Consider the following 14,351-nt stretch of genomic DNA (forward strand, 5'->3'; position numbering starts at 1 on the left):
CGCGTGCGATGCGTCTTGGTGAAGACGGCCGCGCTTAGGCAAAAACGGAAATGGAAACGAGAGGGGGCGATTCAGCCGCGCCGCACAGCCGCGGGCGTGATGCCGTGCGTGGCCTTGAGGTGACGCGTGAGCGCGCTCTGGTCGTAGTAGCCCGTGCGCGCGGCAATCTCTGCGATGGGCAGCGAGGTGGTTTCGAGCAGCGACAACGCGTGGTGCAGTCGCACCGCAGCCAGGCGTGCGTGCAGCGTGGTGCCATACGCAGCACGGAACAGCGTGGCAAGGCGCCGCGTGCTCAAGCCCACATCGGCGGCGAGTTCGTCGAGGGTCAGAGGATCGGCATAGCGCTGGTCGATCGTGCGCCAGGCTTGCTCGGCGCGCGCGTCGGTCCGTGCGTGCAATCGCGTCGATTGATTGGCCGGATGCGCGGCCAGCGTCGCCAGCGCGAGGGTCGACCATGCATTGGCCAGGGTGGCATCGACTGCGGGGCCAGCGTGCGGTGCATGCGCGCTTTGCAGCCACGCCGTCAGCGCGCGCAGCCCGGGCGTGAGCGGGAAGAACACGTGGTCAGCCAAGCCACGCAGGTCAGGCGCCTCAACGGCTTGCGCGGCGATGTCCAGCACGATGAAGGTATTCGTACCGGCGGCTTCGAAGGCATGCGTGGCATCGGCGGGGATGAGCGCGGCGTGGTGCGTGTCGACACAGCCGCCGCGTCCGTCCACGTCCATCTCCAGCACGCCGCGCGCTGGCATCACGACTTGTACGAAGTCATGTGCGTGTGGCGGAGCGGCAAGGCCGTAGGTGCGGAAGTCCAGCATGATCGGGCGAGGATAGCACCGGCGTCCGCCCAAAAAAATACCCGGCAGGAGGCGCCGGGCACTTAACTTTCACGGACGAGGATCCGTGAGAAGAGGAACGCGCACATGGTGCGCCGCATGCGTGACACCGACGTGTCAACGCCAAACGCTCATTCCTCGGTGATGGTCACGATGTTCGGATAGAACGCGAGCATGCCGGCTACCTGTTCGGCGGCGGGGATGGGGTGCTCGTACGTCCATACCGCATTCGTGGCGCGTTCGTCGCCGGCCACGATGGTGTAGTAGGACGCCTGCCCCTTGTAGGGACATTGGGTGTGATGCTGGGTACGCTCCAGCAGGTTCATCCGCACGTCGTCGCGCGGGATGTACAGCACCGGCGGAAGCGAGCGCTCACGCAATGTGCGCGCGGCCCGTGTGTCGGCGATGGTGTGGCCATTGAAGGTGACCGTCACACGACGCGGGTTGATTTCAACGGCGATGGGGGAGGCGAGTTCGGTATCGGGCATACGGTACTCCTGCATCCGTGGTCAGGGCCCCGCGTGGGCGGGGTGCCCTTTCACTCTAGTGGATGGCCGCCTACTGTGTTGAACGGTGCTGGTGTGACCCGCGCTTACCCGTGCTTACCAGTGTGTTTCACTCTCGGGCGTGGATGACACACGGTGGATGGCCAGGTCGGCGCCCATGAACTCGGCTTCACGATCCAGTCGCAGGCCCACCAGTTTGCGCAGCACGCCGTACACCACCGTGCCGCCGATCAGCGCGATGACGATGCCGCCAGCGGTGCCTGCCACCTGCGCCCAGAACGACACGCCGCCCAGCCCGCCCAGCGCCTTCAGCCCGAAGATGCCGGCTGCAATCCCGCCCCACGCACCGCACAGCCCATGCAGCGGCCACACGCCGAGCACGTCGTCGATGCGCCAGACGTTCTGCACGCGCGTGAACATCCACACGAACAGCACGCCGGCCATGCCACCGGTGGCCAGCGCGCCCAGCGGGTGCATCACGTCGGAACCGGCGCACACCGCCACCAGACCTGCCAGCGGGCCGTTGTACGAGAAGCCCGGGTCGTTCTTGCCCATCCACCAGGCGGTGAGCGTGCCGCCCACCATGGCCATCAGCGAGTTGATGGCGACCAAGCCGCTCATCTTGTCCAGCGTCTGGGCGCTCATCACGTTGAAGCCGAACCAGCCCACCGCCAGCACCCAGGCGCCAGCCGCCAGGAACGGGATGTTCGAGGGCGGATGCGCGGCGATGCGGCCGTCGTCCTTGTAGCGGCCGTGGCGTGCGCCCAGCAGCAGCACCGCCGGCAGCGCGATCCAGCCGCCCACTGCGTGCACCACCACCGAGCCGGCAAAGTCGTGGAACTCTGCGCCCGTCATGGCCTGCAGCCAATGCTGGATGCCGAAGCGCTCGTTCCAGGCAATGCCTTCAAAGAACGGGTAGACGAAGCCCACCAGCACGAAGGTCGCTGCCAGCTGGGGCTCGAAGCGCGAGCGCTCGGCAATGCCGCCCGAGATGATGGCCGGGATGGCCGCCGCGAAGGTCAGCAGGAAGAAGAACTTCACCAGCTCGTAGCCGTTCTGCTGCGCCAGCACATCGGCGCCGGTGAAAAAGTTGACGCCGTAGGCCACGGAATAGCCGATGAAGAAATACGCGATGGTCGACACGGCAAAGTCGACCAGGATCTTGACCAGCGCATTGACCTGGTTTTTCTTGCGCACGGTACCCAGCTCAAGGAATGCGAAGCCGGCGTGCATGGCAAGCACCATGATCGCGCCCAGCAGGATGAAGAGCGCGTCGCCCCCGGTTTTGATGGTGTTCATTATGGTTGTCGTGCGGGTTGGGACCAGCGCCGTTCAAGTGCGGAATGCCCTTAAATGACGCAAAAGCCGCCGACAGATGCAAAAGCTGTTCCAACTCTGTGCAAAAGCGTGATTTGGCGCACCAGGGCCGTGCGCGTGACCCATGCGTAGGAAGGCGGCACACGTTGAGCCCGCTTTCAGTGCGTTTCTGCCTTGATTTGGTGCTAATGGTGCGCGGTATGCGCACAGATGGTGCGTGCGCCGTCAGGGCTTGGGCGTCGACACCGCGAAGGAGGTGGCCACAGCCGTCCAGAGCGGCTCATAGCGCTGGCGCAACACGCCGGCCTGTTCGGGCGATGCGGCGGGGGATTGCATGTGCAGCATCACCAGTGCGCCGTCGGTCGGGACGATATAGACGCGGCCGATAAACGTGTTGCTCATGGCGCGTGGCGCGTGCGGGCCGGGGGCATCGCCGATGTAGCTGGCCCAGACGCCGGGGCGCCCGCCAAGCGACTGCGTACCCCATCCCGTCATCCGGCAGGGCAGCGCCACGGCTTGCCGGATGGCATCGCGCATCCAGCGGGGCTCGCGGTTCTCGGATACGGCTTCGGGCTCGCCTTCGGTGGGGCGCACGATCAGCTCGATGCGCGACAGCCCCGCGCCGCCCTGATTGGCCCAGGCGCCAATCGCCACGCGCGCCGGATCGGGCTTGCGCGGCGGGGTGGGTGGCACGCGCTCCCAGGAAAACGGCAAGCGCAGCACCACGTTCGCGCCATTGGCGTTCGGCCAGTCAGAGAGCGTGATGCTCTGCGTGAAGCGGCTGGACAATTCTTCGGCGGGGCGGTCGTCGTAGACCACCGCCAGCAAGGTCTGCAGGGTCGAACGGTCCTGGCTGCCCTGGGCGCGTTCCGTTACGCGCTGGGCTAGGGCGTGGGCGGTCTGCGGGGTCTGCGTGGAGACCGCCACGCTGGGCTGGTGCAGGTCGAGCGCGCGCTCGATCAACAGTTGGCGCTCGTCATCCGTGAGCGGAATGCCGGCGATCAGGCGGCGCGTGCGTGCCAGCGCCTGCGGGAAGGTGTTGTCGAACTGGTTGCGGGCGCGGATCAACTCTTCGCGCTGGCCGGGAAACCGCTGGATGGCGCGGTCCAGTGCCTGTGTCTGCGCGGTCAGGAAGCCAAGCACGCTGATCAGCCCAGGGATGGCGCCAGGCGTGTAGTCCCACGCCAGCGCGTGGCCAGACCACGCCAGCAAGGCGGTCAGACACCAGCGCATCGTTGCGCGGCTTGGCATTGGAATATCCCCCTGTGGCCGAACCCGTTTCCGGCCGAAGTCCGACTCTAGCGATAGGTATGGATTGTGCGCAAGACGGGGCTTGCACCGAGATGAAGTTGGTCAGCTCAGTCTTTCAATTTGCGCAAATCGGGTGCGGCGGGGGCGCTCTGCCTTACTTGAATGAGTACCCCACGGTGACCATGAAGCCGCTCGTCCAGAAGAGTTGGACCTCGGTGCGGAACTGGCCGGCCTTGTAGCCTAGCGCCGGCAGGATGCCTGGCGAGAAACCCTTGTAGTTGAGCGGCACCTTGTTCTGGTACTCGCCCTTGTAGCCGTGCAGGATGCCGCCGGTCAGCTTGCCGTAGAAGTTGGTGTCGCCCAGGTTCCACAAGTACCCGCCGTACACCAGTTGCGTGGGCTGCCCGAACGAGTTCTGGAACGCGGCCGCACCCACCAGCCAGCCATTGTCGCGGCGCCATTCGACGCCCAGCAGCGGGGAGTACTTGATGTAGTGATCGTCGCGGCTGTAGTGCATGTTGTACACACTGGCCTGGACGGAGATTTCGTCGCCGGGTTCAAAGATGTCGGCAAGCGCCGGTGATGCGCCTGCCAGAAGCGCCGCACCAATGGCGACGCTGCGAAGCCTCGTGATCAAAGAAGATGCAATAACCATGTGTCGTCGACACGCCGGAGCCCGAGGGCTCGCGCGGCCCTTGCGCGGGGCCAACGTGATTTCCTGTGATTTGTGTGGAGGAAATGGTCGCCGAAGTTGGCCGACGTTTCCGTCAGAACGGTCCTAAAAATAGGAATCGGCTTACGTGGAGGGGGGCGTGGCAGGGCGGGTTGACGTTTACGTAAGCCGCGAAAATACTGTCTCTTCGCCCCTGACCGGCACACCGCACCTTGTGCGGCGCACAAGTCATCCCATGCCGGCGCCCACTTCAACAAGGTGGAGACATGACCGATCTTTCCGCTGCCCGCGCTGCCGATCCGACGCCTGCGAGCGAACCCGCACCGGTGCGCAACAAGGTGCGTTTCGTGACGGCCGCCTCGCTGTTCGACGGGCATGACGCGTCGATCAACATCATGCGGCGCATCCTGCAGTCGATGGGTTGCGAGGTGATCCACCTGGGGCACAACCGCTCCGTCGACGAGGTGGTCAACGCCGCGCTGCAGGAAGACGTGCAGGGCATTGCCGTCTCCAGCTACCAGGGCGGCCACGTCGAATACTTCAAGTACATGATCGACGCGCTGCGTGCGCGCGGCGGCGAGCACATCCAGGTGTTCGGCGGCGGCGGCGGGGTGATCGTGCCCGTAGAGATCCGCGAGCTGCAGGACTACGGCGTGGCGCGCATCTACAGCCCTGAGGACGGCCAGCGCATGGGCCTGGCCGGCATGATTGCCGACATGGTGCGGCGCTGCGATATCGATCTCTCCACCTATGCGCCCACCACGCTGGAGCCGGTGGCCAACGGCGACCGCCGGGCGCTTGCGCAGTTGATCACCGCGCTGGAAGCCGGCCTCGCCGACCCCGCCTTGCGCCAGGCCGTGCTGGAGCGCGCGGTCACGGTGCACACGCCGGTGCTCGGCATCACGGGCACGGGCGGCGCGGGCAAATCGTCGCTGACCGATGAGCTGATCCGCCGCTTCCGGCTCGACCAGCAGGACACGCTGCGCATTGCCGTCATCTCGATCGACCCCTCGCGGCGCAAATCAGGCGGCGCACTGCTGGGCGACCGTATCCGCATGAACGCGATCAACCATCCGCACATCTTCGTGCGCTCGCTGGCCACGCGCGAGGCGAGCAGCGAGATTTCCGAGGCGCTGCCCGACGCGATAGCAGCGTGCCGTGCGGCGGGCTTCGACCTGATCATCGTCGAGACATCCGGCATCGGTCAGGGCGATGCGGCCATCGTGCCGCACGTCGATCTGTCGATGTATGTGATGACGCCCGAGTTTGGCGCCGCCAGCCAGTTGGAGAAGATCGACATGCTCGACTTTGCCGATCTGGTGGCGATCAACAAGTTCGATCGCAAGGGCGCGCAAGACGCGTGGCGCGATGTCGCCAAACAAGTGCAGCGCAACCGCGAGCAATGGCACGCTCGGCCCGAAGACATGCCGGTGTTCGGCACGCAGGCCTCGCACTTCAATGACGATGGCGTGACGGCGCTATATCACGCACTGGCGGATCGGCTGGCTGAGCGCGGTATGGCGCTGAACGATCGCACGCTGCCGCGTCCGGCGGGCAAATGTTCTACGAGCCACGACGCGATCGTGCCACCCGCACGTGTGCGCTATCTGGCGGAACTGGCCGATACGGTGCGCGGCTATCACCGCCGCGTGCAGATGCAAAGCTGCCTCGCGCGCGAGCGTCAGCAGTTGCAGGCCAGCCGGCTCATGCTGGAGCGCGCGGGTGCGAGCGTGCAGACGCTCTCCGCGCTCGACAAGCAGGCCGCTGAACGCGATGCGCAACTCGGCGCCACTGAGCGCAAGCTGCTCGCCATGTGGCCGGACCTGCGGCGTGCGTATTCCGGCGAAGAGTACGTCGTCAAAATCCGCGACAAGGAAATCCGCACCGCGCTCACGCACACCACGCTCTCCGGCACCGTCATCCGCAAGGTCGTGCTGCCACCGTACGAAGATGACGGCGAAGTGCTGCGCTGGCTGATGCGCGAAAACGTGCCGGGCAGCTTTCCGTACACCGCCGGCGTGTTCGCGTTCAAACGTGAGAATGAAGACCCCACGCGCATGTTCGCGGGCGAGGGCGATGCCTTCCGTACCAACCGCCGTTTCAAGCTGGTCTCGGAAGGCATGGACGCCAAGCGCCTGTCCACCGCGTTCGACTCCGTCACGCTCTACGGCGAAGACCCGGCCGTGCGCCCGGACATCTACGGCAAGGTCGGCAACTCGGGCGTGTCGATCGCCACGCTGGACGACATGGAGGTGCTGTACGACGGCTTTGATCTGACCAGCCCGAACACGTCGGTCTCCATGACGATCAACGGCCCCGCGCCGACCATCCTGGCGATGTTCATGAACACCGCCATCGACCAGAACCTCGCCAAATTCCGCGCCGACAACCAGCGCGAACCAACTGCCGATGAGGAAGCGAAGATCCGCGCGTGGGTGCTGCAGAACGTGCGCGGCACGGTGCAGGCCGACATCCTCAAGGAAGACCAGGGGCAGAACACCTGCATCTTCTCGACCGAGTTTTCGCTCAAGGTGATGGGCGACATCCAGGAATATTTCGTGCACCAGCAGGTGCGCAATTTCTACTCGGTGTCGATATCGGGGTACCACATTGCCGAGGCGGGGGCGAACCCGATCTCGCAGCTGGCCTTCACGCTGGCCAACGGCTTCACGTATGTGGAGGCGTACCTTGCGCGCGGCATGCACATCGATGACTTTGCGCCCAACCTGTCGTTCTTCTTCTCCAACGGCATGGACCCGGAATACAACGTGCTCGGCCGCGTCGCCCGCCGCATCTGGGCGGTGACGATGCGCGACAAGTACGGTGCGAACGAGCGCAGCCAGAAGCTGAAGTATCACGTGCAGACGTCGGGCCGCTCCCTGCATGCGCAAGAGATTGCCTTCAACGACATCCGCACGACGCTGCAGGCGCTGATCGCCATCTACGACAACTGCAACAGCCTGCACACGAATGCGTACGACGAGGCCATCACCACGCCCACGGCGGAGTCGGTGCGGCGCGCGCTGGCCATCCAGCTCATCATCAACCGCGAGTGGGGGCTGGCCAAGTGTGAGAACCCGAATCAGGGCAGCTTCATCATCGATGAGCTGACCGACCTGGTGGAAGAGGCCGTGCTGCAGGAGTTCGAGCGCATTGCCGAGCGTGGTGGCGTGCTTGGCGCGATGGAGACTGGGTATCAGCGCGGCAAGATTCAGGAAGAGTCGATGCTGTATGAGCAGCGCAAGCACGATGGCTCGCTGCCGATCATTGGGGTGAATACGTTCCGCAATCCGGAGGCTGAGAACGTGGTGCCGCCACATATTGAACTGGCGCGCTCAAGCGAGGAAGAGAAGCAGAGTCAGCTTGCGCGGCTGGAGGAGTTTCATGCGCGGCATGCTGGGGAAGCGCCGGCCATGCTGCAACGGTTACAGCGCGCAGTGATTGAGGATCAGAACGTATTTGCGGTGCTGATGGACGCGGTGCGCGTCTGCTCGCTCGGGCAGATCACGCACGCGTTGTTTGAGGTGGGGGGGCAGTACCGGCGCAACATGTAGCAGCAGCGCGTGAACTTACACGTGCATGGCATGTGCGACCCACGCCGGTAGCGCACCCTGCCCCCCGCGCGGCGCATCCCACACCTGGCGCGCCGCCGCTGTCACGCTATCGATGAGCGGTACGGGAACGTGGGGTTGTAGACGCTGTGCCACGCCAGCGAGCCCGGCACCACCCAGCACAATGGCATCCACCGGCTGGCGGCGCAGCACCGTTGTGCACGCGCCCAGCAGAATCTGCTCCGCCGCATCTGGTGCCGCATACAGTGCTGCGCCGTCGAGTTCCACGGTATGGATGTCGCGCACGGTGTGGCCGTGTTCCAGCGTGGGCAGCAAGCGCTCCAGAATCGGCCCCCACGCGTGTCCACCTGTTACGACTGCGCAAGTGCCGTGCGTTGCGGCTTCCATCAATGCAGCTTCCGCGAGGCCGGTGACGGGGCAGGGCGCCACCTCGCGCAGCGCAAAGAGCCCCGGGTCGCCAAAGCAGCCGATGACGGCGGCGTCGGGCGCTGGTTGCTGCTGCGTCGTCGCCCATGCGTCGAGCGCCGCATGCGTGGCCACCGCATAGCCGACTTCGGTGGCGATATATGGCGCGCCAAACCGGGCGGTGACGGATTCCACCATCACGTCGCCCGGCAACGCGGCTTGCACGAAGCGGGCGAGCGTCTGCGTGAGTGCGGCCGTGGTGTTCGGGTTGATCAGCAGCAGTCGGCGCGGACCGGCCGATTCAGGAGGCATGGTCATTCGCGTTTGGTTCAGTCAACGCGTCCTGCACTCTGGCGACGGCGCAGTCGCACGATGGCGAGCATCGTCAGCCCCATCACCACGAACGACACCACCGTGGTGAGCGTGCCCAGCGCGTAGATGGCCGGCGTGGTGACCGTGGTCGTCAGCCCCTGCAGTTCCAGCGGCAGCGTGTTGACATCGCCGATGGCCTGCGAGGTGCGCGCGATTTCATCCCAACTGAGCGTGAAGCCGAACATGCCCACGCCGATGAGCGATGGCGCGATCAACGGCAACACGACATGGCGGAAGGTCTGCCATGGCGTGGCACCCAGGTCGCGCGCGGCTTCCTCATAGGCGGGGTTGAAGCGATTGAAGACCGCAAACATGATGAGCAGGCCGAACGGCAGCGTCCACGTAAGGTGCGCACCAAGGGCGGAGGTCCACAGACCCAGCGACGATCCAAAGCTGTCGGCCTGATCGCCCATGCCTAAGGCGGTGAACAACGCCTTGATGCCCGTGTCGACCAGCCGGAACTGCAGGCCGATACCCAGCGACACCACGATCGACGGCATGATCAGGCTCGCCACCGTCACATAGAACAGCGCGCCACCGCCGCGCAGCCGCTTGCGAAACGCCAATGCCGCCAGCAGCGAGAGCCCCATGGTCAGCGCCATCACCACCGCACCGAGCGCCAGTGAACGCCGGAATGCCGCGCCGATGTCGACCACGCCGAGCCCCTCGGCAAGCTGCCGGTACCAATGCAGCGACAGCCCGTTCATCGGAAACGTCAGCCCGCCCTCCGGCCCCTGAAAGCTGAGCGCAAAGATCGTCAGCATGGGGCCGTAGAGAAACAGCACGAACAGCGCGAAGAGGCACGCCAGCGGCCAGAAGCCCGGGGCGCGTGGTTCACGAAAACGTGCGGCCATGTCAAAGCTCCTTGCGGATGTCGACCACGCGGGTCAGGCCCCAGATGATCATCAGCACCGTCAGCAGCAGCACCACGGCGTTGGCCGCTGCCAGCGGAAACTGCAGGTACGACGTCTGCACCTGGATCATCTTGCCGACCGAGGCGATCTGCTGGCCGCCCATCACGCCCACGGTGACGAAGTCGCCCATCACGATGGTCAGGATGAAGATGGAGCCGATCAGGATGCCGCTGCGCGACAGCGGCACGATCACGTGCCACAGCGTTTGCCATGCGCTGGCGCCGGCATCGCGCGCGGCTTCGAGCAAGGCGCGATCAATGCGCATCATCGAATTGAAGATCGGCACGATCATGAACATGGTGTAGAGGTGCACGTAGGCCAGCAGCACCGAGAAGTTCGAGTACAGCAGCCAGTCCTGCGGCTGGTTGATCAGGTGCATGGCCTGTAGCGTCTGGTTGACCAGGCCGTTGCGGCCCAGCAGCGGAATCCACGAAATCATGCGGATCACGTTGGACGTCCAGAACGGCACCGTGCATACCACGAACAGCAGCGTCTGCACCGCAGCCGATCGCACGTGAAACGCCAGGAAATACGCCAGCGCAAAACCCAGCGTCAGCGTCAGCGCCCAGGTGCCGAGCGCAAAGCGCAGCGTCGACAGATACGTCGACGCCGTCACGCACAAGTCGCCGTATTCATTGAGATGGCTGCAGCCTTCCCACAGCTTGGCGTAGTTGCGCAAGGTGAAGGTTGGCAGCAGCGCGTACTCGTTGAAATCCCAGAAGCTGACCATCGCGACCAGCCCCAGCGGGATGAGGAAGAACACGACGAACACCGCCGCAAACGGCAGCGCCTGCAGGCCCGGACGCAAAGTACCGGTGGCGGGTGCGTTGTTGGTCGATGCTGACGGTGTGGCTTGTGTCATGACGATGGTGAGGTGCTCAGGCGATCAAGCAGCGACAAACTCGTTCCACTTGCGGACCATGTACTCGTTCTCGTCCATGACCGCGTTCCAGCAGGCGATGCCGCCCATGCGCTGTTCATAGCTGCCGCCGTCGCGCACGCTGCCCGCCTTGGCCAGCACGTCGCCGTGGGGGCTCTTGATGTCCTTGGCGGCGGGTTTGCCTTCCATCCAGTAGGCCCACTCGTACGGCTCCATCTTGGCCTTGGCCGTTTCCAGCACGGCGCTGTAGTAGCCCTGGCGGTTCAGGTACGCACCGGCCCAGCCGTCGAGGAACCAGTTGATGAACTCGTACGCGGCGTCGAGCTTCTTGCCCGACACCGTCTTCGGAATGCCAAAGCCAGCTGCCCATGCGCGATAGCCTTCCTTGAGCGGCTGGAACGTGCACTCGATGCCCTTGCTGCGCACGGCCGTCACCGCCGGGCTCCACATCGACTGGATCACCACCTCGCCCGAGGCCATCAGGTTCACGCTCTCGTTGAAGTCCTTCCACAGTGCGCGGAACTGGCCGGCCTTCTTGGCTTCGATGAGCGTCTTGATGGTCAGGTCGATCTCGGCACGGGTCATGTTGCCCTTGTCGGCGTACTTGTGCAGGCCCTTGGCTTCCACCACCATCGCCGCGTCCATGATGCCGATCGACGGAATGTTCAGGATCGATGCGCGGCCCTTGAATTCCGGGTTCAGCAGCTCGGCCCACGAGCTGATCGGGCGCTTGATGAGGTCGGGGCGGATGCCCAGCGTGTCAGCGTTGTACACGGTCGGGATCAGCGTCATGAACTGCGTGGGCGATGCGGAGAACGTGGTCGCATTGGCGCCCGGCAGGTACATCACCTTCTTAGGTGCGGTGCCCTGGTCGCCCACCTTCTTGCCGGCCACTTCACCCTTGGTGAACAGCGACGTGATCTTGTCGGCGTTCTTGATGCGGCGCGCGTCGATGCCCAGCAGGTTGCCGGTCGGCACGATCTTCTTGAGCGAGAAGTACTCGGTGTCGATCAGGTCGAAGCTGCTCGGCGCGGTCACGGCGCGCTTGGTCACCTCATCGGTGGTGACGGCCACGTACTGGATGCGGATGCCGGTGTCGGCTTCAAACTTCTCGGCGATGGCCTTGTCCTGGTTGACCGCGGTGCCGAGGTAGCGCAGCGTCGGTTTTTCCTGCGCGAGGACGACTGGCGCCACGCCGGTGGCCAGAATGGCGGCCATGCCCTTGAGTGCGGTGCGGCGGCCGGCCTTGAAGTCGTTGGAATCGTCAGACATGAAGCAACCCCTGATGTGAAGGTGAAGGCAGCGCCTGAAGCCGTCAGGCTGCGGATTGGAATTCGGATGTCAGGCGGAGGCAGTGGGTAAGCGATGCGCTTGCGCGGCATCCCACGACGCCCAGATCGGCTGATGCAGCGCCAGGTGCGGGATGGCGCTGTCGCTTTCGGGCAGGCTCACGGTCAGGCGTTGCGAGGGCGCCAGCGTGACGCCCTCCATGCCCACCAGAACGTGCGTGCCCTGGTATTCGATGTCGCAGATGCGGCCCCGCACGCGCGGGCGATCGCCTGCGGTGGATTCATCGGCATGTAGCGCCATGCGGTCGATGCGCACAGCGACTGGTCCATCCGCGTCTTCCAGCAGGTTGTGCCCGCCGATGAAGGTGGCGACAAACGCGCTGGCCGGCTGGTTATAGACCTCGCGCGGGCTGCCGGCCTGTTCGATGCGGCCGTGGTTCATCACCACCATCTGATCGGCCAGGGCCATCGCTTCTTCCTGCGAGTGCGTAACGTGCACGAAGGTCAGGCCCAGCTCCTGCTGCCAGCGCCGCAGCTCGGCGCGCATCTGCGTGCGCAGGAATGGGTCGAGCGCGGAGAGCGGCTCGTCGAGCAGCAGCACGCGCGGCTCCATGATCAGCGCGCGCGCGAGCGCCACGCGTTGCTGCTGGCCGCCCGATAACTCGCCCGGTCGACGTTGCGCCAGGTGGCCCATCGCCACGCGTTCCAGCAGTGCCTGCGCGCGTCTGCGCCGTTCACCCGCGCTGATGCCGCGCATCTTCAAGCTGAAGGCCACGTTGTCGAGCGCACTCAGGTGCGGAAACAGCGCATAGCTCTGGAACATCATGGCCGTGCCGCGTGCGGCTGCCGGCAGGTTGGTGATGTTGCGGTGGCCCAGCAGGATGTCGCCGTCGCTCACGTGCTCGTGGCCGGCAATCATGCGCAGCGTGGACGACTTGCCGCAGCCCGATGGCCCAAGCAAGCAACAGTAGCTGCCGGCCGGTACGCGCAGGTTGATGGCGTCGACGGCCACGGCGTCATGTGCGTAACGCTTGGTCAGCGCAACGAGTTCGAGGGAGTCGGCGGGGGCGGTAGGTGCGCGGGTCATGTCGGGGTGGTGCAATAGGTGTGCCTGTCTGCGCGCCGCCATTTCGCTGCGCACACGCGTGGCATGCGTCGTTCTGGTGCGTGCCGTAGCATCGGAGGGCAACCGCGCCACATACCGGGGCACGTGGTGCGGTTGCCTTCGCGTAGATCAGAAGGTGTGGCGCACGCCCAGCGCCACCGAGGTCTGGCTCGTCCCCGCCACACCGCCGCCGATGGCGCCCGACGTGGTGTTGACCAGCGCTTCCGTCGCGCTCGACGAGTTCTTCAGGTACGCCACGTTGGCGACCAGCGTCGTACGCTTCGACAGGCTGTACAGCCCCAGCAGCCGGTAGACCATCGAGCTGTTCGACAGCGTCGTGTTTCGGCGATACAGCACGTCGGCCGAGCCGGTAAAGGCCGTGGTGAAGGCGTAATCGACGCCGCCCTCCACGGCGTAGGCCTTGCGTGCCGACATGCTCGGGATCGACTGGAACGCCCCCGTGCCGCCCACATCGGCCCGCGCCGCACCGAGGCGCAGTTTGGCCGCGCCAAACGTGTAGCTGCCGCCCACGGTGAAGAGCTTGTAGAGCGAGCCCGTGCCGCTGCCGTCGCGTTCCTGGTCGTAGCTGGCCGCCAGGTACACCGGGCCACCGCTATAGCGTGCCGCCAGGTTGAACAGCGAGCCCTGCGAGAGCGAACCGGCGGTTTCGCCAAAGCCATACATCGCGCCAAACTGCGCGCCGCCCAGGGTGGGCGATACGTACTTCACCGTGTTGTTGTACAGCTCGCTCACGGCGTCGAACTCGCTGAACTTGAAGATCGAGCCCGAGTTGTAGCCGCCCTTGAAGACGCTGCCCACCAGCCAGTCGTCGTTGAAGTTCCACTGCTTGCCGGCGGTCAGCGTGCCGGACGATGAGCTCAGCCCGACATACGAATTGCGCGAAAACAGCGTGCCGTTGGACGACATGCGCCCATTGCTCGGGTTGAAACCTGCCTGCAGGTTGAACAGCGCGCTCACGCCGCCGCCCAGGTCTTCCTTGCCGCTCAGGCCAAAGTTGGAGACGCCCAGGATGCTGTCCGACACGCCGGTCAGGCTTTGCGAGCCGTTGCCGGCGTGGTTGGTCCAGCTCACGCCGGTATCGATCACGCCCGACAGCGTGACGCTCGATTGCGCAGCGGCCACGCCGGACAGCCCGAATGCCAGGGCGGCGGCGCCCAGCTTGATAGTGGTGCTCATGACAGGTGATTCCCCTAAAAGAGTTGGTGCGGCCGCA

12 protein-coding genes are annotated in these 14,351 nt (G+C 65.1%); 1 reads left to right on the forward strand and 11 read right to left on the reverse strand.

Features of this window, described 5'->3' with window-relative positions; genetic code table 11:
- Positions 1-71: 71 nt before the first annotated feature.
- The 5 genes from ACS13N_RS08840 to ACS13N_RS08860 all read right to left on the reverse strand — a co-directional run bounded on the left by ACS13N_RS08840 (position 72) and on the right by ACS13N_RS08860 (position 4,544).
- Positions 72-815: an AraC family transcriptional regulator gene (locus tag ACS13N_RS08840; protein WP_438931313.1), complete on the reverse strand. Its 744-nt coding sequence runs from the start codon at positions 813-815 to the stop codon at positions 72-74.
- Between the two features lie 149 nt (positions 816-964).
- Positions 965-1,321 carry a DUF427 domain-containing protein gene (locus tag ACS13N_RS08845; RefSeq protein WP_438931314.1) on the reverse strand — a complete coding sequence of 119 codons (357 nt, stop codon included), beginning with the start codon at positions 1,319-1,321 and terminating at the stop codon, positions 965-967.
- Positions 1,322-1,435: 114 nt separating this feature from the next.
- Positions 1,436-2,638, reverse strand: coding sequence for an ammonium transporter (locus ACS13N_RS08850; protein WP_438931315.1), 1,203 nt, complete (start codon positions 2,636-2,638; stop codon positions 1,436-1,438).
- Positions 2,639-2,881: 243 nt separating this feature from the next.
- Positions 2,882-3,907, reverse strand: a complete 1,026-nt coding sequence (locus ACS13N_RS08855) for a hypothetical protein (protein WP_438931316.1) — start codon at positions 3,905-3,907, stop codon at positions 2,882-2,884.
- 154 nt (positions 3,908-4,061) lie between these two features.
- Positions 4,062-4,544 carry a hypothetical protein gene (locus ACS13N_RS08860; protein ID WP_438931317.1) on the reverse strand — a complete coding sequence of 161 codons (483 nt, stop codon included), beginning with the start codon at positions 4,542-4,544 and terminating at the stop codon, positions 4,062-4,064.
- A gap of 302 nt (positions 4,545-4,846) precedes the next feature.
- On the opposite strand from ACS13N_RS08860, the gene icmF reads away from it, so the two are divergent.
- On the forward strand, positions 4,847-8,134 hold the full coding sequence (gene icmF, locus ACS13N_RS08865) for a fused isobutyryl-CoA mutase/GTPase IcmF (protein ID WP_438931318.1): 3,288 nt from the start codon (positions 4,847-4,849) through the stop codon (positions 8,132-8,134).
- A gap of 15 nt (positions 8,135-8,149) precedes the next feature.
- On the opposite strand, the gene ACS13N_RS08870 is transcribed toward icmF, so the two are convergent.
- The 6 genes from ACS13N_RS08870 to ACS13N_RS08895 form a co-directional block, all read right to left on the reverse strand.
- Positions 8,150-8,875 (reverse strand): aspartate/glutamate racemase family protein, encoded by a 726-nt coding sequence (locus ACS13N_RS08870; protein ID WP_438931319.1) that lies wholly within the window; start codon positions 8,873-8,875, stop codon positions 8,150-8,152.
- An 11-nt stretch (positions 8,876-8,886) separates the two neighbouring features.
- Positions 8,887-9,783 carry an ABC transporter permease gene (locus tag ACS13N_RS08875; protein ID WP_438931320.1) on the reverse strand — a complete coding sequence of 299 codons (897 nt, stop codon included), beginning with the start codon at positions 9,781-9,783 and terminating at the stop codon, positions 8,887-8,889.
- A gap of 1 nt (position 9,784) precedes the next feature.
- Positions 9,785-10,705, reverse strand: coding sequence for an ABC transporter permease (locus ACS13N_RS08880; RefSeq protein WP_438931321.1), 921 nt, complete (start codon positions 10,703-10,705; stop codon positions 9,785-9,787).
- Between the two features lie 24 nt (positions 10,706-10,729).
- On the reverse strand, positions 10,730-11,995 hold the full coding sequence (locus tag ACS13N_RS08885) for an ABC transporter substrate-binding protein (protein WP_438931322.1): 1,266 nt from the start codon (positions 11,993-11,995) through the stop codon (positions 10,730-10,732).
- Between the two features lie 69 nt (positions 11,996-12,064).
- Positions 12,065-13,099, reverse strand: a complete 1,035-nt coding sequence (locus tag ACS13N_RS08890) for an ABC transporter ATP-binding protein (protein ID WP_438931323.1) — start codon at positions 13,097-13,099, stop codon at positions 12,065-12,067.
- A gap of 147 nt (positions 13,100-13,246) precedes the next feature.
- On the reverse strand, positions 13,247-14,314 hold the full coding sequence (locus ACS13N_RS08895) for a porin (RefSeq protein WP_438931324.1): 1,068 nt from the start codon (positions 14,312-14,314) through the stop codon (positions 13,247-13,249).
- Between the last annotated feature and the right edge of the window lie 37 nt (positions 14,315-14,351).

The sequence above is a fragment of the Ralstonia sp. 24A2 genome, from assembly GCF_051783885.1.
Taxonomy (GTDB): domain Bacteria; phylum Pseudomonadota; class Gammaproteobacteria; order Burkholderiales; family Burkholderiaceae; genus Ralstonia.